This is a genomic window from [Clostridium] scindens ATCC 35704, assembly GCF_004295125.1.
In the GTDB taxonomy this organism is placed as follows: Bacteria; Bacillota; Clostridia; order Lachnospirales; family Lachnospiraceae; genus Clostridium_AP; species Clostridium_AP scindens.
Window position 1 is genome coordinate 2,496,840 of the sequence record NZ_CP036170.1, and the last position, 20,303, is coordinate 2,517,142.

22 protein-coding genes and 1 pseudogene are annotated in these 20,303 nt (G+C 45.0%); 22 read left to right on the forward strand and 1 reads right to left on the reverse strand.

Features of this window, described 5'->3' with window-relative positions; translation table 11 throughout:
* Nucleotides 1-28 precede the first annotated feature (28 nt).
* From HDCHBGLK_RS12830 to HDCHBGLK_RS12880, 12 genes and pseudogenes are all read left to right on the forward strand, one after another.
* A complete protein-coding gene (locus HDCHBGLK_RS12830; protein ID WP_004605813.1) occupies nucleotides 29-1,663 on the forward strand; it encodes an ATP-dependent nuclease in 1,635 nt (544 codons plus the stop codon).
* A gap of 524 nt (nucleotides 1,664-2,187) precedes the next feature.
* Nucleotides 2,188-2,340: pseudogene (locus tag HDCHBGLK_RS20060) on the forward strand (MerR family DNA-binding transcriptional regulator); the annotation flags it as partial.
* Between the two features lie 30 nt (nucleotides 2,341-2,370).
* A complete protein-coding gene (locus HDCHBGLK_RS12835) occupies nucleotides 2,371-3,018 on the forward strand; it encodes a GyrI-like domain-containing protein (protein WP_233440764.1) in 648 nt (215 codons plus the stop codon).
* Nucleotides 3,019-3,064: 46 nt separating this feature from the next.
* On the forward strand, nucleotides 3,065-4,036 hold the full coding sequence (locus HDCHBGLK_RS12840) for a serine hydrolase domain-containing protein (protein ID WP_004605811.1): 972 nt from the start codon (nucleotides 3,065-3,067) through the stop codon (nucleotides 4,034-4,036).
* A gap of 108 nt (nucleotides 4,037-4,144) precedes the next feature.
* Nucleotides 4,145-4,897 carry a MerR family transcriptional regulator gene (locus tag HDCHBGLK_RS12845; RefSeq protein ID WP_004605810.1) on the forward strand — a complete coding sequence of 251 codons (753 nt, stop codon included), beginning with the start codon at nucleotides 4,145-4,147 and terminating at the stop codon, nucleotides 4,895-4,897.
* A 76-nt stretch (nucleotides 4,898-4,973) separates the two neighbouring features.
* The gene (locus tag HDCHBGLK_RS12850) at nucleotides 4,974-5,702 is read left to right on the forward strand and encodes an ABC transporter ATP-binding protein (RefSeq protein ID WP_004605809.1); all 729 of its coding nucleotides are present in this window, start codon (nucleotides 4,974-4,976) and stop codon (nucleotides 5,700-5,702) included.
* Entirely contained in the window at nucleotides 5,695-6,438 is a 744-nt protein-coding gene (locus HDCHBGLK_RS12855) for an ABC transporter permease (RefSeq protein WP_004605808.1), read from the forward strand. Before HDCHBGLK_RS12850 ends, HDCHBGLK_RS12855 begins: the two co-directional genes overlap by 8 nt.
* Before the next feature lie 166 nt (nucleotides 6,439-6,604).
* Complete coding sequence (locus HDCHBGLK_RS20065) at nucleotides 6,605-6,763, forward strand: MerR family transcriptional regulator (protein ID WP_004605807.1); 159 nt, start codon at nucleotides 6,605-6,607, stop codon at nucleotides 6,761-6,763.
* Between the two features lie 126 nt (nucleotides 6,764-6,889).
* A complete protein-coding gene (locus HDCHBGLK_RS12865) occupies nucleotides 6,890-7,318 on the forward strand; it encodes a winged helix-turn-helix domain-containing protein (protein ID WP_233440678.1) in 429 nt (142 codons plus the stop codon).
* 303 nt (nucleotides 7,319-7,621) lie between these two features.
* A complete protein-coding gene (locus HDCHBGLK_RS12870) occupies nucleotides 7,622-9,193 on the forward strand; it encodes a Mu transposase domain-containing protein (protein ID WP_004605805.1) in 1,572 nt (523 codons plus the stop codon).
* Nucleotides 9,194-9,958, forward strand: a complete 765-nt coding sequence (locus tag HDCHBGLK_RS12875) for an ATP-binding protein (RefSeq protein ID WP_004605804.1) — start codon at nucleotides 9,194-9,196, stop codon at nucleotides 9,956-9,958.
* A gap of 101 nt (nucleotides 9,959-10,059) precedes the next feature.
* The gene (locus HDCHBGLK_RS12880; protein ID WP_233440680.1) at nucleotides 10,060-10,359 is read left to right on the forward strand and encodes a hypothetical protein; all 300 of its coding nucleotides are present in this window, start codon (nucleotides 10,060-10,062) and stop codon (nucleotides 10,357-10,359) included.
* A 102-nt stretch (nucleotides 10,360-10,461) separates the two neighbouring features.
* On the opposite strand, the gene HDCHBGLK_RS12885 is transcribed toward HDCHBGLK_RS12880, so the two are convergent.
* Nucleotides 10,462-10,806, reverse strand: coding sequence for a helix-turn-helix domain-containing protein (locus tag HDCHBGLK_RS12885; RefSeq protein WP_004605802.1), 345 nt, complete (start codon nucleotides 10,804-10,806; stop codon nucleotides 10,462-10,464).
* 426 nt (nucleotides 10,807-11,232) lie between these two features.
* Here HDCHBGLK_RS12885 and HDCHBGLK_RS12890 point away from each other — a divergent pair, with 426 nt between their 5' ends.
* The 10 genes from HDCHBGLK_RS12890 (at nucleotide 11,233) to HDCHBGLK_RS12935 (ending at nucleotide 20,181) form a co-directional block, all read left to right on the forward strand.
* A complete protein-coding gene (locus HDCHBGLK_RS12890; RefSeq protein ID WP_004605801.1) occupies nucleotides 11,233-12,042 on the forward strand; it encodes a DUF3825 domain-containing protein in 810 nt (269 codons plus the stop codon).
* Nucleotides 12,043-12,115: 73 nt separating this feature from the next.
* Nucleotides 12,116-12,319, forward strand: coding sequence for a hypothetical protein (locus HDCHBGLK_RS12895; protein WP_004605800.1), 204 nt, complete (start codon nucleotides 12,116-12,118; stop codon nucleotides 12,317-12,319).
* A 321-nt stretch (nucleotides 12,320-12,640) separates the two neighbouring features.
* On the forward strand, nucleotides 12,641-13,027 hold the full coding sequence (locus HDCHBGLK_RS12900) for a sigma-70 family RNA polymerase sigma factor (RefSeq protein WP_039909430.1): 387 nt from the start codon (nucleotides 12,641-12,643) through the stop codon (nucleotides 13,025-13,027).
* A gap of 82 nt (nucleotides 13,028-13,109) precedes the next feature.
* On the forward strand, nucleotides 13,110-13,310 hold the full coding sequence (locus HDCHBGLK_RS12905; protein WP_004605798.1) for a hypothetical protein: 201 nt from the start codon (nucleotides 13,110-13,112) through the stop codon (nucleotides 13,308-13,310).
* Nucleotides 13,303-13,665 (forward strand): hypothetical protein, encoded by a 363-nt coding sequence (locus HDCHBGLK_RS12910; protein ID WP_004605796.1) that lies wholly within the window; start codon nucleotides 13,303-13,305, stop codon nucleotides 13,663-13,665. Before HDCHBGLK_RS12905 ends, HDCHBGLK_RS12910 begins: the two co-directional genes overlap by 8 nt.
* Complete coding sequence (locus HDCHBGLK_RS12915) at nucleotides 13,665-14,828, forward strand: DUF2800 domain-containing protein (protein ID WP_004605795.1); 1,164 nt, start codon at nucleotides 13,665-13,667, stop codon at nucleotides 14,826-14,828. The genes HDCHBGLK_RS12910 and HDCHBGLK_RS12915 overlap by 1 nt, the downstream gene beginning before the upstream one ends.
* Nucleotides 14,812-15,405: a DUF2815 family protein gene (locus tag HDCHBGLK_RS12920; protein ID WP_004605794.1), complete on the forward strand. Its 594-nt coding sequence runs from the start codon at nucleotides 14,812-14,814 to the stop codon at nucleotides 15,403-15,405. Before HDCHBGLK_RS12915 ends, HDCHBGLK_RS12920 begins: the two co-directional genes overlap by 17 nt.
* 76 nt (nucleotides 15,406-15,481) lie before the next feature.
* Nucleotides 15,482-17,410 (forward strand): DNA polymerase, encoded by a 1,929-nt coding sequence (locus HDCHBGLK_RS12925; protein ID WP_174722015.1) that lies wholly within the window; start codon nucleotides 15,482-15,484, stop codon nucleotides 17,408-17,410.
* 15 nt (nucleotides 17,411-17,425) lie between these two features.
* Nucleotides 17,426-17,860 (forward strand): DUF7768 domain-containing protein, encoded by a 435-nt coding sequence (locus tag HDCHBGLK_RS12930; protein WP_004605792.1) that lies wholly within the window; start codon nucleotides 17,426-17,428, stop codon nucleotides 17,858-17,860.
* On the forward strand, nucleotides 17,848-20,181 hold the full coding sequence (locus HDCHBGLK_RS12935; RefSeq protein ID WP_004605791.1) for a virulence-associated E family protein: 2,334 nt from the start codon (nucleotides 17,848-17,850) through the stop codon (nucleotides 20,179-20,181). The genes HDCHBGLK_RS12930 and HDCHBGLK_RS12935 overlap by 13 nt, the downstream gene beginning before the upstream one ends.
* Nucleotides 20,182-20,303 lie beyond the last annotated feature (122 nt).

Sequence of the window (20,303 nt, forward strand, 5' to 3'; positions counted from 1 at the left end):
AGAAACAAATGACAATCAGGAGGAGATTATGAGTACAGAGTTTGAAGATACTGGTAAAAACGTAGTAAAAAAACCTCAAGTTTTTTTGAAGAGTGTCACATTTAATGATGATGTTCAACTAATGCTTAAACAGAATAGTATTATCGTATTTACGGGTCCCAATAATAGCGGTAAGAGTCAAGTATTAAAAGATATAGAATCTTGTTTAGATCAATCTAATCAAAAGCGTACTATTGTTATAAAAAGCTTTGAATGTGATTATCAAGGTATGATTGACGAAACTACTTTTCTTAAGGAACGCTTTTTAGAAGATAAACAAGGCAATTATCAATTATATGAGGCAGGAAATGCTTTTGCGAGAGATACATTGCAGCAGTATTGGCATAATCATACGCTATACAGCGGGCTTTATAAATTATTTGTTAAGCGTCTTAGTACAGAAATTCGTTTGACTTCATCAAATGCACTAAATAGACATAATCAACCTGAAAAACATCCTATATATAAATTGAATCAAAGTGAGACCCTTGCGCAGAAAATATCATATTTGTTTCGCCAAGCTTTTGATGTTGATTTAATTGTAAATCGAAATGAAATGCAAACTATTCCGTTACATATTGGAAAAGCTCCAGATAAGAAAGATTTTACGATCGATAGACAGGATGATTACTATAATCAAGTTGCTAAACTTCCAAAGCTTCAAGAGCAGGGGGATGGTATGCGTAGCTTTGCAAGTATTCTACTTGACACATTTACATCTGATTACACCATTACTCTTATTGATGAACCAGAAGCTTTTTTGCATCCGCCACAGGCAAGAATGTTAGGGAAAATGCTTGCAAAAAATAATCCAAATAATCGACAGTTGTTAGTATCCACTCACAGCGAGGATTTTCTTCAAGGTTTGCTTGATGCGGATAATGAAAATGTAACAGTGATTAGAATTAATCGCATAGACAACATTAATAAGATGAGTATCCTTCAAAACGATGAAATTAAAAAATTATGGGGAAATCCTCTCCTGCGTTATTCAAATATTTTAAGCGGTCTGTTTCATGAAAAAGTTGTTGTTTGTGAAAGCGACTATGATTGCTTATTTTATCAAGCAGTAATAGATGCAGTATATGAATATAGAGGAGAAACTGCCCCAGATGTGTTATTTACACATTGTGGAGGAAAGACACGAGTTAAAGATGTTGTAAGCGCATTGAAAGCGGTTAATGTTCCAGTAGTTGCTATTTGTGATTTTGACCTACTCAATGCAAGTCAAAACTTTAAACCAATTGTCGCATCATTTGGACTGGATTGGAAAACTACATTATCTGCAGATATGAAAATTATTTATGATAGTATGAATGCAAAAAGCAGTGGCGAAAATGATGCATGGACTCAAATTAAGAAAATAGGAAAGGTTGGTTTTTCAGGTGATGCGCCGGCTGCATATGAAAGAGTAGAAGCTGTATGCAAATCAGTAGGACTTTTTGTTGTTCCAGTCGGTGAAATGGAGTGTTTTGATAAAACCATCAATAAGGAAAAGAAAGATTGGGTTTATAATGTATTAGAAAAGTATAATTTGGCTGAGGAACCGAAACTTGAAGATGCACGAAAATTTGTACAATCGGTGGTAGATTATAAATCTTCCCCGGAAGTGGATCCGAAATAACTAATATGTTGATTTTAAATAACTTTTATTTGAAATAGCCCAATTAAAAAAGTATAGGTTGTTATATCAGAATGATTAAAAATGCTGTAAAATTAAGAGCTTTTCAAGCTATGAACATATTTCCTAGAATAGCCTAACTACTACATGTGGAGTGCGTAGTATTGATGTCAAAAGTCAAAGGATAGAATAGCAAAAAAATGTAGAAAACAAGGGATTTCCGGGAGTAGGGGCTTGTCAGAGGACAGGTTTCGGTTCCCGGATTTTTTCATTTTATGGGTAAGTGGGAATTGGTCTACTATGGAAAATGGCGGAGAGTTGAGTGGTTGATTTTGATATCGGGGGTGTGGAGTTGACAGGTTGGATAAATGGTATGTGGAGTTGACAGGATTGTTAAATCATATAAAACTTGCAATTCTTTTTATATTCGATTAATATGCGACTACCTTGAAAATGCGTATGAAAAGTGCCGTTGACTTTTCCCTTGGGGCAAAGTTTATACTGGTACTGGAAAGGAGGCCTATTATATGTTGACGATTGGAGAATTTTCGAGTATATGCCGAGTATCCACAAAAACACTTCGGTATTATGCAGAAATAGGATTGATACTTCCAGAAGAAATCAATCCAGAAAATGGGTATCGTTATTATTCTATTAATCAGTTGGAGACGATGCTGTTTATTAATCGGCTGAAAGCGTATCATTTTTCGTTGGAAGAGATTAAGGCAATTCTTGAGTCAGAGGAGGCAATGGATGACAAACTATATGCGGCTCTTAGTAAAAAGAAAAAAGAGATTTCAATGCAAATGATGATGTATAAAAATATGTTGGAGCAGATAGATGCTGATATGTCCGCCATAAGAAAGGGCAAGTCGATTATGTCATATATGGAAGATATTGGTATAGAACTGGTGGAGGTGCCAAAGATGTATCTTCTGTCCATACGAAAGATGATTCAGGAACAGGATTTTCCTGCTGAGTATGGGTATTGCTTTGAAAAGCTGTTTAAGAAAATGAAGGAAAAGAACCTGACAGCATCCGCTCCACCAATGGTTTTATTTCATGGTGATGAATATAGTCCATTTGGACTGGATACAGAATTTGCTGTCCCAATCAACGAGTATGCAACGGGAACAAGGGATTTTTATCCTGGACTTTGTTTGAAAACTGTTGTTCATGGTTCCTACTCTCAGCTCTCTTCTGTTTATGCGAAGCAAATTGAATGGGCAGAAAATGAAGGGTACGAAAATTGCAATGCACTTTATGAAGTTTATGTAACAAGTCCTTCGGAGGTTTTGCAGGAGAGCGATTTCATTACAGAGGTCTATTATCCAGTAAAAAAGATATTAAAAAAATAAAACAGAAAAAATGCGTCTACAAATAGGTTAAAGTAAAGGAGATATCATGGATCAGAAAAGAATTAGAGAACTCGAACAAAAAATCAGCACTGATTATGGGAATACCACAGGCGTGGCGGTATTAAAAGAAGGAAAATTGGTATATGAAAAATATTTCAAGGGATGTACAAGAGAAAGCCAGGTTCATGTTTATTCTGTAACAAAAAGTATTATTTCAATACTGATTGGGATTGCAGTAGATAGAGGATATATCCAAAGTATTGATCAGAAAGTGCTGGATTTTTTCCCTGGATACATAGTAAGAAAGAGAGAAAACACCATCCAAAATATCACAGTCAAGGATATGCTGACAATGACAGCACCTTATAAGTATCGTTTTTTTGCTCCATATGTGAAATATTTTACTAGTGAGGATTGGGTGAAATTTTCTTTAGACCTGCTAGGGGGCCAGGGGAAGATCGGAACATTCCGATATGCACCTCTGATTGGTCCGGATATTTTTTCAGGAATATTAGTAAAAGCAACAGGGCAGTCGGTATTTGAGTTTGCAGATGAAAATTTATTTTCTCCATTAGAAATTCATGTAGAAGGAGATTTGATGTTTAAAAGCAAGGAGGATCAACTGGCATTTAATGAATCTATAGATACCAGCGGATGGGTACGGGACTCATTAGGGATTCATACAGCGGGTTGGGGACTTACACTTTCTCCTATGGATATGGCAAAAATTGGTCAGTTATATTTGAATAAAGGCATATGGAACGGAAAACGAATTGTATCAGAAAAGTGGGTGGAAGAAAGTACGAGAGAGCATAGCCGATGGAAGAAACATGATTTATCGTATGGATATTTATGGTGGGTAAATGAAGATGGTTATGCAGCGATGGGGGATGGAGGAAATATAATTTATGTGAATACAAAAGATAAAATAGTTGTGTCATCTTCTGCGCTTTTTGTGCCAAAGGTAAGGGATAGGATAGATTTAATCAAAACATATATTGAACCAATATTTAGATAGACTGAGAATAAACTTGCTATTCAGGGCATTCTACGGTAAACTAAAAAACCCTATATTATAACACCAGACTTATAAAATATGACATAATGAGGGATGGAGGTGCGTTGAATGAATACATATAAGACAATAGACATAGCAAGGATAATCGGCATACATGTAAATACAGTACGCTTATATGAAAAATGCGGTTTAATTCCAAAACCAGAACGGTTAGGGAATGGTTACCGGATATTTACTGATCTGCATATCGAACAATTTAGATTAGCGCGGGCGGCTCTCCAGGTGGAAGTTCTTCAAAATGGACTTCGTAAACAGGCGGTTGACATTATTAAGGTTTCTGCTTTGGGGAATTATGAGAAAGCTATGGAATTGACCAGGCGATACATTGCTCAGATAGACATCGAAAAAGCCAATGCAGAAGAAGCGATACGGATTACCCATAGTATTTTATCGGGTATGAGTGAAAGCAATGTTGGAGTGCAGAGGACATATAGAAGAAAGGAAGCAGCAGATATATTAGGGGTAACGATCGATACATTAAGAAATTGGGAGTTGAATGGTCTGTTTACCATCAAGCGAACTGAAAACAGATACCGGGTGTATACAGAAGAAGATATGCTTCGCTTGAAAATTATACGCTCTCTTCGTTGTGCAAACTATTCTCTCTCTGCTATTTTGAGAATGCTTCAGGCCTTATCGGATGATCCGCAAACTAATATCCAAATAGCTATTAATACGCCAAAGGATGATGATGATATCATAAGGGCTTGCGATAAGCTATTGACTTCATTGAATGAGGCAAAAAACAATGCTTTTTATGTAACTTGTCAGATTGAGAAGATGAAAAAAATATCAGAATAAAAACCCTACAGTTACCCACCATAGTTGGATTGGATGCTAATCTTTATTTCAGAATTAAAATAAGGAGGCATACGAAATGGAAAAAACAATCCAAATTTCCGGGCTGAGCAAATCTTATGATGGAAAGAAAGTGATTGAGAATCTCAGCTTCTCAGTTGCTGCGGGTGAAGTGTACGGTCTGCTTGGAGCAAATGGCGTAGGCAAGAGTACTACAATAGAATGTATCCTTGGGACAAAGAAAGCGGATTCGGGAACGGTTCGCATTTTGGGGTTAGACCCGTGGACGGAGCGAAAGCAACTTTTTAAGCAGATTGGGGTACAGTTCCAGGAAGTAAATTATCCAGACAAGATCAAGGTAAAAGAATTGTGTGAGGAAACGACCTGCCTTTATAGGTATCCAATGGCATATAAAGAGTTGCTGCACAAATTTGGTCTGGCAGATAAGGAAAACGCTTTTGTAAACGAGTTATCTGGAGGACAGAAGCAAAGATTATTTATTGTGCTGTCTCTTATCCCTAATCCCAGGGTGGTCTTTTTGGATGAGCTTACCACAGGGCTTGATACAAAAGCGAGAAGAGGTGTTTGGAAAAGCCTGCAGGAGTTAAAGAAACATGGCCTGACAATATTTCTGTCTTCTCATTTCATGGATGAGGTGGAAATTCTCTGTGACCGGATTGGTATCCTGAAGGATGGCGGATTTGCCTTTGAAGGGACTGTGGAAGAAGCGGTGGCATTAAGTCCCTATGAGAGATTGGAAGATGCGTATTTGTGGTTTACTGGAGAGGAGGAAGAGGACAATGAATAAATTTTTTACAATGTTGAAAACAGAACTGAAGCTATCCTTCCGGGGAATGGACATGGTTATTTTTGCTCTCTGTATGCCGGTAGTGGTTACTATAATTTTGGGAGTCATTTATGGAGCAAAAACAGCGGCTCCCGAAATAACATATACCTTTTTGGAACAGTCCTTCGGGGCATTATCGACCATTGCGATTTGTGCAGGTGGTGTGATGGGGCTTCCGCTGTTGATTTCCGATTACCGTCAGAAAAAGATATTAAAAAGATATAAAGTTACGCCTACAAGTCCGGCATTTCTGCTCGCAGTGTGGGTGACGATTTATGCAATCTACTCGTTGCTGTCCTTGTGCCTTGTTTTTGGAGTTTTATCCATATTTTTTGGATGCAGGTTCAACGGGGCGATAGGAATTTTCTTGTTCATGTATCTTCTGGTGATGTTTTCGATGTTCAGCATCGGACTTATGGTAGGAGGTGTTGCGCCTGATACGAAAACAGCCAGTGTGGCTGCCAGCCTCCTGTATTTTCCGATGCTCATTTTTTCAGGGGCAACCTTACCTTATGAAGTGATGCCGTCTGCATTGCAGAAAATTGCAGATGTTCTGCCTTTGACACAGGGGATTAAGTTGCTGAAAGCAACTTCGTTGGGCCTACCGTTAGAATCAGTCTGGTTTCCAATTGCCATAATGGCGGTGGTCACAGTGGTCTGTGGAGGCATTGCCATACGTTTTTTCAAATGGGAATAGATGCGGAATTTGTAGTTAACTTTATACTGATGACGATTTAAATTGCCACCTACCAAAGTACGAGAGTCGTTTGACTCTCGTATAATGTGAAGTTTTATAATGAAGAACAGGTGGTTTCTTTGTTAAAATAGGACAGTTTTCAGTCCTGTTTCAAATCAGTATCTACATGTTGAGGCATTATGATGAAATTGGTCTGTTGATTCCGGAGCAGGTAGATGAGCTTACAGGGTACAGATATTACAGTGAAAGGCTGCCGCTAATTGCGGGGAAGATACAGGCATTGAAAAGTATGGGCCTGAGTCTGAATTTGATTAAGGAAATATAGACAAAGTATTTGGACAACAAAGGGTTAAAAATTATTTTGAACTCCAGGCTATGGAGCAAAAAGAGAAGATAAAATAGAAACTGCAAGTTTGTTCTTATGATTTTAGTGGCACAGCGAGGTGAGTATGTGGGAAAGCTGATTGTACTTTCGTTGGATGAATCAGAAAAAATTATATATGACAAAATAATGAAAATCGTAGGAGAATCAGATATTTGTGTGGATAAAACATTATTAAAAGAGCAGGAACCAATGCGAATCGGCGAATTATATATTCAGTCGGAACAGCATAAAGTTTTGAAACGAGATCAGGAAGTGAGACTGACAAATATTGAGTTCCGAATTCTGTATGTACTGGCTCTTCATCAAGGTAGCATTCTTTCTAAAGAACAAATTTATAACTTCGTCTGGAATGGGGAGTATCTCTGGGATGACAGCAACATCACTTCCCATATCCGCCGCCTTCGAAAGAAAATTGAAGATGACCCTAGCCGGCCTGAGTATATCCAGACTGTACGAGGGGTTGGTTATCGAATGAATATGGTAAAAAAGGAATAGGCAGTGTTCTGAAGCGTAACGCTTGGAATGCTGCCTATTCCTTTTTTAGGAACGAGTAGGGTTTGGTATGGTGTAATATCTGCGGATATATTAATAATAATTAGCAGACTGGAGGAATGGAATATGCAGAACAAAGTATGGGAACAGGTTGGATGCAAATTCCGGTCGAACGGTACGCTAATTCCAATATTATCGGTATGTGCATTCTGATATAACGGTATGAACTTTCTGCTCGAACGGTACGCCTTTCCTTTATTATTGTGATGTAACTATTATTCATCACAGTGTAAAGGAGGAGCAATTATGCACGACTACACTACTATCATAGGTGTCATAGAACTAAGACTTAACAAGATCAGCTATGACAATGTTCAGAAACGATATCGAATTGGAAGAAGCGGAATCTCACTGATTATGGAACGCTATCGGGATTCTGGATTATCATTGGATGATTTAAAGCAGATGCCGGCCGAAAAGGTGGTCAATCTGATTTATCCCAAGGATAATCTTCGCCACAAAAACATTCCGTTGCCTGATTTTCACCAAATTCATGAGAACATGATCCAAATGGGAAAGAATGCAGACCTTGGATTTCTGTGGATCGAGTACAAAAAGAAAAATCCTAATGGTTATCAGCTATCACAGTTTTACAAACTGTATAGAGACTTTCTGGTAAATACTTATGGATCCACAAAAGTATCCATGCCGGTTGAACGAATTCCCGGTGAAAAGATGTACATCGACTGGGTAGGTGATCAACCAGAGCTGCTTCTGGATCCTTCAACTGGAGAACTCAAGAAAGTACACATTTTTGCAACAACTCTTGGTTTCAGCAGTCTTGTTTATGCAGAAGCCTTTCCAGATGAAAAACTGCCACATTTTATCACTGGTACCGTACATGCATTATCTTTTTACGGTGCTGTTCCCAGATATCTTGTGCCGGATAATCTGAAAACGGCTGTTACCCGACATAATAAGGATGAGCTTGTATTACAGACGGCTTTTTCAGATCTGGAAACTTTTTATGATACAATCATACTTCCACCACCGCCGCGCAAACCAAAGGGAAAAGCAACGATTGAAAATCATGTTCGCTTTCTGGAAATCTATTTAGTCGAAGAACTTAAGAAAAATACCTATACCTCGCTTGAGGCTTTAAATGATGCTACAAAAAGAATTGTAGAGGACATCAATCAGCGACCATTTCAGAAAAAATCAGATATCCGTAAATCAAGGATAACTGGATTTGAAAAGTATGACAAACCGCGTATGAACAAGCTTCCCGGCGAGAATTACACGCTTTGTGATTATAAGTACTTTCTTAAAGTTCCTGATAATTATCATCTTGAATATGATGCCCACTACTACTCTGTATTGTATACCCAAAGAGGAAAGCCGGCAATTCTAAAGGCAACAATGGCAGAAATAAGGATCTGCGATGAGTACAACCGTCTGATCTGCCGACATCCGAGATCCTACAGGGATTTTCCGCTATATATCACAGATGACAGCCATATGCCGCAAGAACATCTTTATTATAAAGAGGTTAATGCCCATGATGGTGCTTATTATCGGCGGTGGGCATCTGTATACGGCGATTCTATGGTCACTCTTATAGATAGGATCCTGCGCAGTCCAAAACATGAAGAACAAGCTTACAACAGTTGTGCCGGAGTCCTTCATTCCTGTAAGGATGTGCCACACAGGCTCGTACAAGAAGCTGCGGATAAATGTGTAGAAGCAAATGCCTGCAAGTATTCTTATTTTAAAAAAGTACTTGGCATGGTCCAAAACAATCATTCTATTAATAACACAGCTGCATCAGGAACACTTCCTTCCCATGCAAATATCCGTGGAAAGGAGGCCTATAAATAAGTGAGAATACAAAGCGAAATCACATTGACACCGGAAGAACAGGCCCTGATTTCTCGACTGAAAAGTTTCAGAGTTCCGGAAATGGCACGTATATTGGAGGAACAGTTGAGAGATCCGAATGCGGATCTGAATACTTTTAAGGAACGTATGTCAGCGATGATCAATTCGGAATGGCAATCAAGGGCGGATAAACGCTTCAATCGTTTGATGAAAGAAGCTCATCTCAGGTATCCGGCTGCAGATCTTGATGAGACGATTTATCGTCCTGAGCGTCAGTTAGACACGCAGATAATTGAACGTCTGAGCACTTGTCACTGGATAGAGGAAGGAAAAAACCTGATTGTAACAGGTTCTTCAGCAAGTGGTAAAACGTATTTGATCAATGCTTTTTGCGTAACAGCTATGAAACAGTCCAAAAGTGTCAGGTATATCAAAGCGAACACTCTTATGAGTGAAATGGAACAAGCACGTATCAAAGCTACTAATCTGGATTATCTGAACAAACTTACGAAACTCGATCTTCTTGTGATAGATGACTTTGGCCTGATGGATCTTGATCTCGATAAATGCCGAGATCTTTTTGAAGTACTTGATACCCGTGATGGACGGAAATCTACAGTTGTGATTTCTCAATTTCCTGTCAGCTCCTGGTTTGATATGTTTGCAGATAACACTTACGCAGATGCCTGCCTTACAAGAATTACCGACAAGCATCATACATATCGTCTGGAAATGAATGGTATCAACATGAGAGAAACGGAATAAAAGATATCAATAGTATTTTGTACCGCTAAAAATGGAATAGCCGTTCCGCGCATGCGGAACGGAAATCCCATTCAACCGTAATTTACAAGGTTGGATGTTTTTTGAATAAGCTTCGTTGTGAAAATGTGACGAGGGACACCGCAGTTGAGGTGCCGGGATATAGAGATACACAGCAGGAATTAGAGGAGATGCGTGAAACGTGTGAGGAGATAGTTCGTAGTCTTCCTGAAGCTCAGTGGCAAACGCTGTTGGAGTGGATGGCAAAGCTGGAAGATATGAATTCTATGGAGGGGCAGAAGGCATACTGTCAAGGATATGTAGACTGCATCCTTCTATTAAGCGGTCTGGGACTTTTCCGGCAGGAAATATCTCCAGAGGAATTGATTAAACAGATACAGTGACGAAAAGGCTCATTTTTGCAGGAGGATTCCGGTGCAGGGATGAGCCTTGAAAATTACAGGAAAAATGTGATGTAAACACCGCCTGAATACCGCCTTTATCTGTTACTCTGAATCTGAAGGCATTTCACTCTCGGACAGCAACGCTTCTGTGGTGGCAAGGATGACACGGAGTTGCCCTTCATCACAGCGTGTAAGTAGACGCTCAATCTGCTGATATGTAGTATTGGTCAGATTCTCATTTGGATAGATAACAGTATCTGCTGACAGGTTGAAGTAGCGGATTACTTTTTCGAAGACATCGTAGCTCGGATTGTTCCGGAAGCGCTCCAGGTCTTTGAGATATGGTAAAGAAATATCCAGTATTTCAGCTAATTCTGCTTGTGTGAGTTTCTTATCCATTCGTGCATTTTTCAGCATGATGCCGAACTGTCTTGGATGAATAGCCATGATATCACCTCCTGTAAGTATGTTAGTGCCATACCTTTGAAAAGTAAAAATGGCGATACAAGACTTTTTGAGAATGGTACAACCATACTTATTGGAAGAATGGAGATGTTTTTGATGGATAGAGGAGTGGCTTTACGGTTAAAAAAATTCAGGCAGTATCCGTAGAGAACTGCACCATCAATAGTATGGCAGAGCCATACTTCCACAAAATTATTATCGCACATAGGGAAAAGGCGTGAACGCAGTGTTGTCTGCAGGAACGCCTTTTCCCTATTTTGTATTTCAGGGAGTATGGGACATGGGAAAGGAGTGAGGAAGAAATAGGACCATAGAAATAATAGTCAGTTATATGAATACATGAGATAGAGTGCCATTGGAAGAGATTGGACGGTGGAAAATACAGATTGTTATGAAAGGAACATAAGAATGATAGAAACGGATTTATTTGATTTTGCTTATGTGCCGGACTGGTACGGACAATTGGACGAGTTGTCGAAACTGGCTCTACCGGAGCCATGGCGGTTCAAGAAGCCAATTTATAAGACGAAAAATGAGGATACCCCCATACTGGAGCGGTACATACATATTGTTTTCCGAAAGCAGAGCATTGATTTTAATTCAGAAAGGGATGCCAGGAAAGCGGCAGGTTATTTTCATGTGGAAAATGAGTGTGCCTGTTTTCATACAGGATTATACACATCCCGATACAAAGGGATTTATGCCTGCTTTGATCGGAACCATAAAAAGACTTCGATGAAAGATTGGTACTTCAGGGGATTCTGCGATGAACTGTCACCGTTTCTGAAATATGTGCAGCCATTGCCGCAGATGCCCTCCTACTATATGGCGCAGAACGGCGCAGGTTTTCAACCAGACTGGCCTATCAGGGTCAACGTGGAACACATATTGGGAGACACAGATAATCTGGAGCGTATTCCAGCGAAAATCCGTAAAGCCAGGAATCTGCCACTTTTATTTGAAACGGCAGTGGAACTTGGCAGGAGAAAGACAGTAGTTGAGCCGGGGCTTATAGTGCCGCAAGGGTATCAGGGAAAGATGCAGTATCTTCTCCCGATATATCTGACGAATGAGAAAAAGCCTGATCTTGCTCTGACACTGACAGTTATGGAAGGATACTATTTGGGTAATACATGCCTGACACTGGAAATGGCTTATTTGAATGCCAGAGTAATATCAAGTCCGATAGCTCCCTGGCTGACAGAACTTGTAAAATAAAAGGAATCAAGATGATTCATATACTCCCTACCCCTGAATGCCGGATAGCAGCCAAGAAAGGAGTGTATGTGATATGCAAAGAAAGAAGGAGGTACAGGCTAATGGACTAGAGAAGAAAAGGAGATCCATTCTATGTCCAAAATGCGGACACAGGCTATTGGATGCATCTGTAAATACAAAAGCACAGTTGGTTACCCCGACAAAGAACTGTAATCCCGATTTCGTGATAAAGTGCAGGCATTGCAGTTCAGAAATCGGGGTAATTAAAACTGAATAGAGGAAATCTGATTCGCTCCAAATGTTTACGCAGGGAGCTGACCGAGGCGCTACGGTAATACGGCAAGTCTCATAAGGAATGTATATGGGATAGGGAAACGGATAGCTAAATCGGGACAAGGATCATTCGTTTGTTTGAGCATGATGCACGAGGGGGAGATTTCATTCCTTAGTTATCGGTTAAACCCTCACGATACCATCTGAAAGATGATGGAGACGACATTCAGCCTGGCAAGCGGCACTTTTGTGCTGCTTGTCAGGCTCTTTTTTTATTTTAGCGGCTAAGGTGCCGCCTGCCGGGCTCCGAAAGGAGAACGGCAAATTGAAAATCAATTACACATTTGCAAATGGTGAGACCTCTGACGTAGAGGTCAATGAGGAAATCGGAAACTTAATCCTGGATTCCAGACGGGAGGAAAGCAATCAGGATCGGAAGGAGCGGTACCATTGCTATTCCCTGGATGCAGCGGAATATGAAGGCGAGGATTATGCGGACGGCAGTACTCCGGAGACAGAACTTTTTCTGCAGCTTGAAAACCAGCGGATCAAAGAGGCGTTCGAGCAGCTCTCAGAGGTACAGCGGCGCAGGCTGCTGATGCTGGCCGAAGGGGTATCCCTCCGGGAGATCGCCCGCCGGGAGGGTAAGGACATCAAGTCCATCCGAGAATCCATCGAATGGGCCAGAAAAAAGTTTTTGAAATATTTCTGAGACACCCCCTCAAAACAGCCTTCAAATCTCCGTATGTTGAAGGACATCCCGATACCGTCCTTCAGAAAGCAGAGGTGATGAGATGAAACACACATTACAGATCCGTGTTTCAAAGAAGCCTGTGAACAGCGGAGCAGTCAGTGTGCGGAATGTCTCTGTGCGGGAGCGGTTCATGCGTTTCCTGCTGGGTGACAAGGTCAGGCTGACAGTCATTGTTCCGGGCAGTTCTGTGGAGGAACTCTCGATCCGGGAGATAGCGGAAGGAGGGCTGGCACATGAGTAAGATAAAACTTCTTTTGGATGTGGTATCCGATCTCCGTTCCCTGGCAGACAGCCTGCAGGCGGTGGCAGACGCTGTAGCACAGAACGGGCAGGAACAGCCGGATCAAACCACGGAGGAAAAACTGGCTCAGAAACCGGAAAAGAAAAATGCTGCAAAGAAAGTGGAGCCGCCTGTGGAGAAGCCAAAGACAAAGCCGCTGACCCTGGAACAGGTGCGGGCGGCCCTGGCGGAGAAGTCCCGTGCCGGCCATACATCGGAAGTAAAGGCGCTCCTGATCAAGCATGGTGCGGATAAGCTATCGGACATTGACCCGGCAGAGTACCCGGCGCTCCTTGCGGAAGCGGAGGTACTGTGATGGGAAAACAGAAGGTGAATTGTGCCGCAGGCACAAGAAAAGCTGGCCTGGGCCACGCATTGCTTTCCGCTTCCTCCAGCCACCGGTGGCTGAACTGCCCTCCATCCGCAAGGCTTTGCGAGAAGTATGAGGATACGGGCAGCGAATATGCCCAGGAAGGGACGGACGCCCACAGCCTGTGTGAATACAAGCTAAAACAGGCGCTTGGCATGGATGCTGCAGACCCAACGGAGAACCTTTCCTTCTACAACGAAGAAATGGAACAGTGCGCCTTGGACTATGCGGCCTATGTACTGGAACTGGTGGAGGAAGCAAAGAAAACCTGCAAAGATCCAGTGATGCTGATCGAGCAGCGGCTGGACTTTTCCCGTTTCGTCAAAGACGGCTTCGGAACCGGCGACTGCGTCATCATTGCAGACGGCACTCTCGATATTGTGGATTATAAGCACGGGAAAGGTGTGGAGGTGTCCGCCGTAGAAAATCCCCAGATGATGCTGTATGCCCTGGGCGCTCTGGAACTGTTTGACGGTATCTATGATATTGATACCGTCCGCATGACCATCTTTCAGCCACGCCGGGATAACGTGAGTGTCTGCATGATGGCAAAAGATGATCTTTTGCAGTGGGCTTATAACGACTTGACCTATAAAGCGAAATTGGCCTATGAGGGCAGCGGGGAGTTTGCCTGCGGGGACTGGTGCCGGTTCTGCAAGGCAAAGGCGGTCTGCCGGAAGCGGGCGGAGTACAACCTGGAACTGGCGAAATACGATTTTGAGATGCCGGACACATTGGAGGATGCGGAGATTGCCGCCATCCTGGACAAGGCGGATGAACTGACTGTCTGGGCTGTGGATGTGAAGGAATACGCGCTCCGGCAGGCACTCAGTGGGACAGAGTATCCTGGCTATAAAGTGGTGGAGGGACGTTCCAACCGCCGATACATCAGCGAGGATGCAGTGGCCGATGCCGTTTCCCAGGCAGGATATGATCCCTATGCCAAAAAGGTGCTGGGCCTTACGGAGATGCATAGGCTCTTAGGTAAAAAGAAGTTTGACGAGCTGCTGGGCGGCCTGATCGAAAAGCCCCAGGGTAAACCCGTCCTTGTGCCATTGTCCGATAAGCGGCAGCCTATGAATACGGCACAGAATGATTTTAAAGATTGAGGAGGAAATCAGAATGTCAAATAAAGTCAACAACCCGATGAAAGTGATCACCGGTCCGAATACCCGCTGGTCCTATGCCAATGTGTGGGAACCAAAGGCTATCAACGGCGGCACTCCAAAATACAGTGTCAGCCTGATCATCCCTAAGTCGGATACGGTGACCATCAACAAGATCAAAGCCGCTATTGAAGCTGCCTACAAAGAGGGCGAGGCTAAGCTGAAAGGCAACGGTCGGAGTGTTCCGGCGCTTTCTGTTTTAAAAACTCCGCTTCGTGACGGGGATGTGGAACGCCCGGATGATGAAGCCTACGCAAACGCCTATTTCGTCAATGCTAACAGCACCACGGCTCCGGGAATCGTGGATGCAGACCGGCAGCCGATCCTGGAACGCAGCGAAGTTTACAGCGGTGTGTATGGTAGGGCGAGCATCAACTTCTATGCCTTCAATTCCAATGGAAATAAAGGGATCGCCTGTGGGCTGAATAACCTACAGAAGATCCGGGATGGAGAACCGTTAGGCGGAAAGTCCCGCCCGGAGGATGATTTTGCAGAGGAGGATGAGGATTTCCTTTCCTGACAGAACGATAGTCTTACGACAGGGCGGCGGGGATCTTTCCTGCCGCCCATAAGGCAGTTGAAGGGAGATGATAAAAATGAGGACATTGTCTATCGATATTGAAACGTACTCGGATGTGGATTTGTCCAAGTGCGGTGTATATAAATATGCCTCTTCCCCTGCTTTTGAAGTCCTGCTGTTTGGTTATGCCGCAGACGGCGGGGATGTGCATGTGGTCGATCTTGCCTGTGGGGAACAGATCCCGGAAGAGGCAATTTCTGCATTGTCTGATACCTCTGTGACCAAGTGGACGTTTAACGCCATGCTTGAGCGGGTGTGCCTGTCAAACTTCCTGGGGGAATGGCTGGAGCCGGAAGGCTGGTACTGTACGATGGTGTGGTCTGCCACACTGGGGCTTCCCCTCTCTCTGGAAAGTGCTGGAGCGGCTCTGGGGTTGGAGAAACAGAAGCTGACGGAGGGCAAGGATCTGATCCGTTACTTTTGCGTCCCCTGCAGACCGACCAAAGCAAACGGCGGTAGGACACGGAACCGGCCGGAGCATGCCCCAGAGAAATGGGAACGGTTCAAGGCATATAACCTCCGGGATGTGGAGACGGAGATGCAAATACAAAAACGGCTCTCCAACTTTCCGGTGCCGGATGCCATCTGGGAAGAATACCATCTCGACCAGGAGATCAATGACCGGGGCATTGGAGTGGATATGGAACTGGTCCGTCAGGCCATTGCAATAGATACCCGTTCCCGTGAGCGGCTGACCGCCGCTATGCGGGAGCTGACGGAACTGGAAAACCCGAATTCCGCACAGCAGATGAAACAGTGGCTGGCAGACCACGGGCTGGAAACGGACACCCTGGGAAAGAAAGCGGTGGCGGAGCTGGTTAAGACGGCCCCGGAGCCGCTGCGGGAGGTCCTATCACTCCGGCAGCAGCTCGCCAAGAGCAGCGTAAAGAAATACACGGCGATGGAGAACGCAGTCTGCGCAGACAGCCGGGCCCATGGAATGTTTCAGTTTTACGGAGCCAATCGGACAGGCCGGTTCTCCGGCCGTCTCATCCAGCTTCAAAACCTGCCACAGAATCATATGGGCGATTTGGCTGAAGCGAGAGCTTTGGTGCGAAGCGGTAACTATGAAGCGCTTTCTGTGCTTTATGAAGACATCCCGGATACCCTCTCCCAGCTTATCCGCACGGCATATGTGCCGCAGGATGGCAGGAAGTTCATTGTAGCAGACTTCTCCGCTATTGAGGCCAGGGTGATCGCCTGGTTTGCCGGGGAGCGGTGGCGGCTCAAAGTTTTTGAGGATGGCGGCGATATTTACTGCGCCTCCGCAAGTCAGATGTTCCATGTGCCGGTAGAGAAGCATGGCGTCAACGGGCATCTCCGGCAGAAAGGGAAAATTGCTGAGCTGGCCCTGGGCTATGGCGGGTCGGTGGGTGCGTTGAAATCTATGGGTGCGCTGGAGATGGGGCTTGCCGAGGAGGAATTACAGCCCCTGGTAGATGCGTGGCGCGGTTCCAATCCCATGATCACGCAGTTCTGGTGGGATGTAGACCGGGCAGTAAAGGACTGTATCAGACAGAGAATCCCCACGGAGACACACGGGCTCCGCTTTGATTACCGGAGCGCCATGCTCTTTATCAACCTTCCTTCCGGCCGGCGGCTCGCCTATGTGAAACCAAGGATCGGCGAGAACCAGTTTGGTGGGGAGTCGGTGACTTACATGGGCGTGAGCGGTACGAAGAAATGGGAACGCCTGGAGAGCTACGGCCCCAAGTTTGTAGAGAACATCGTCCAGGGTACCGCCCGCGATATTCTCTGCTATGCCATGCAGACCTTAAAAAACTGCTCCATTGTCGCCCATGTGCATGACGAGATTATCATTGAGGCCGACCGGCGGATGTCGGTTGCGGCGGTGTGCGAACAGATGGGAAGGACGCCGCCCTGGGCGAAAGGGCTGAAGCTCCGAGCAGACGGATACGAATGCGAGTTTTATCAGAAGGATTAGAAGGAGGTGTAGCCTATGGGTATTAACAAATATAACAGCGAGGGTTATTACGATCCAACCACATACGAGGCTCTTTCCAATATTGAGAAAGAGGAAAAAGCAGCAAGGCGTGTATACCGGCCGCTGGTCTATATATGCTCTCCCTACGCTGGTGATGTAGAACGGAATGTGAACATGGCAAGGCTATACAGCCGCTTTGCGGTACGGAATACCTGTATCCCGCTGGCTCCTCATTTGCTTTTTCCACAGTTTATGGATGACGGCATCCCGGCAGAGCGGGAACTTGTTCTTTTCATGGGAATGGTGCTGCTCACGAAATGCGAACAGGTGTGGGTGTTCGGCAGCGTCATATCATCGGGAATGCGGGCAGAGATTGAGAAAGCGGAAAAGAAAAACATACCAGTGCGGTATTTTACGGAGGAATTGGAGGAGACGCCATGCGTGAATTAGACATTGCATACGGGAACAGCCGCAGCGCAAAGCAGTGGACCAATAAGAAAACCAGCTTTACCACCTTGACAGAGCGTTTGAAGGTGACGGTCCGCACAACGGAATCTGTGGAAGAATATGCCCGCTTCCCAAAATCAAAGAAGGATGCTGCAAAGGATCATGGCGGTTTTGTTGCGGGTGTGCTGAAAGGCGGAAGGAGAAAAGTTGACACGGTGGTATCCCGCTCCATGGTAGCACTGGACGGCGACCGCATCGAGCCGGAATTTCTGGAAGATTATGAAAAGAAGGTATCCTATGCCTCGGCCCTCTACAGCACCCACAGCCATACGCCGGATACGCCGAGGGTGCGTCTGGTCTTCCCGCTGGCAAGAGATGTGACCCCGGAAGAGTATGTGGCGGTGGCGAGGTATCTGGCGCAGTCACTGGGTATGGACTATTTTGATGAATGCTCCTACCAGCCGAATCAGCTCATGTACTGGCCGAGTACACCGGCCAATGGGGAATTTGTCTACAAGGAGACGGATGGGGCGTGGCTTGACCCGGATGAAATCCTGTCAGCTCACCCGGAATGGCGGGACCCTACAAGGCTGCCCACTTCTTCCAGAGAGAGCCGGGCGAATTCCATCAGCATACAGAAGGTGCAGGACCCACTGGAAAAAGAAGGCGTGGTTGGGCTGTTCAACCGGGTGTTCTTCCCTATCAATCTTGCCATCGACACCTTCCTGCGGGATGTGTATGAGCCTACGGATAAGGGAGACCGTTATCATCTGATCGAGTCCAGCAGCATGGCCGGTGTGGAAGTTAAGGAAGGTGGGAAATTTGCTTACAGTCACCATGCGAAAGATCCCGCCTATTTGAAATTGTGCAATGCCTTTGATCTTGTCCGTATCCATAAGTTTGGCGATGTGGATGAAAAAGAGTCCTTCCGGCAGATGTGTGATTTCGCTCTCTCGGTGGACAGCGTGAAGCTGGAAGCGCTGGAGGAGCGGCACCGGCAGGCCGGTGATGAATTCGCAGAGGAGGATGACTGGAGAAAGGGGCTGGAACTTGACCGAAAAGGGAACATCAAAGATACGCTGGACAATATCGTCCTGATCATCCGCAATGATGAAGGGCTGAAAAGTATTGCTTTTAATTGCCACCGGGACGGCATCGATGCGCGGGAGGGGCTGCCATGGGAGCAGATCAAGGGCGGCTGGAGTGATTCTGATGCTGCATCTCTCAAGGTGTATCTCTCCAAAAACTATGGAATTTACTCTCCGACCAAGACAAAGGACGCCGTGGTGGCGGTAGCGGCAGAACGGGCCTACCATCCTATCCGGGAGTATCTGGAGAGTCTTCCGGAATGGGATAGTATTCCCCGCGTGGATACACTGCTGGTGGATTATTTTGGAGCTGCGGACAACAGCTATACAAGAGCGGTCAGCCGGAAATCACTGGTGGCGGCTATCGCAAGAGTCTACCAGCCGGGGACGAAGTTTGACAGCGTCCCGATCTTAAACGGCCCACAGGGGATCGGAAAATCTACTTTTTATGCGAAACTGGCCGGGGAATGGTTCTCCGACAGTCTGACACTGACGGATATGAAGGACAAATCCGGCCCAGAGAAACTGCAGGGGTACTGGATTCTGGAGCTGGGTGAACTGGCAGGCATGAGAAAAGCCGACATTGAAACCGATAAATCCTTTATCAGCCGGGTGGATGATAAATACCGTGCTTCTTATGGTGTCAACGTGGAAAGCCATCCAAGGCAGTGCATCATTGTCGGGACCACGAATGCGGAGACGGGCTTCCTGCGGGACATCACGGGCAATCGCCGCTTCTGGCCGGTGCGTGTGTTTGGCCATTCCCAAAAGAAACCTTGGCAGCTTACCTATGAAGATGTAGCCCAGATCTGGGCGGAGTCGCTTGTGCTTTACCAGAAGGGGGAAAAGCTCTATCTGGAAGGTGCGGACGCAGAGATCGCCGTAGCGGAACAGGCGGACGCTCTGGAAATGGATGAACGGGAAGGTCTGGTGCGGGAATACCTGGACACCCTGCTCCCGGAAAAATGGACGGAGATGTCGCTCTATGAAAGGCGGAGCTATCTCAGTGATTCGGACTTTGGTGTTAGTAAAAAAGACGGTACGGCGCAGCGGTCATACGTCTGCAACATGGAGATCTGGTGCGAGTGCTTTGGTAAGGAAGCGTCTGCCATGAAACCAGCGGATTCCTATGCCATTGCTGCCATCATGCGGAAAATCGAGGGATGGGATAAGGCAGAACGGACAACATATCCCATCTACGGACGACAGCGGGGGTACAAGCGGAACCTGTCCTGACACGCCATACGGACAGGCGGTAGCCGTCCAAATAAGTGTCCTGCCGCCCGTCCTGTAAAGAAGCGGCGGTATATCAAAGGGAAACAGCAATTCTCGGACAAGAGGACAAGACAAAACCTATA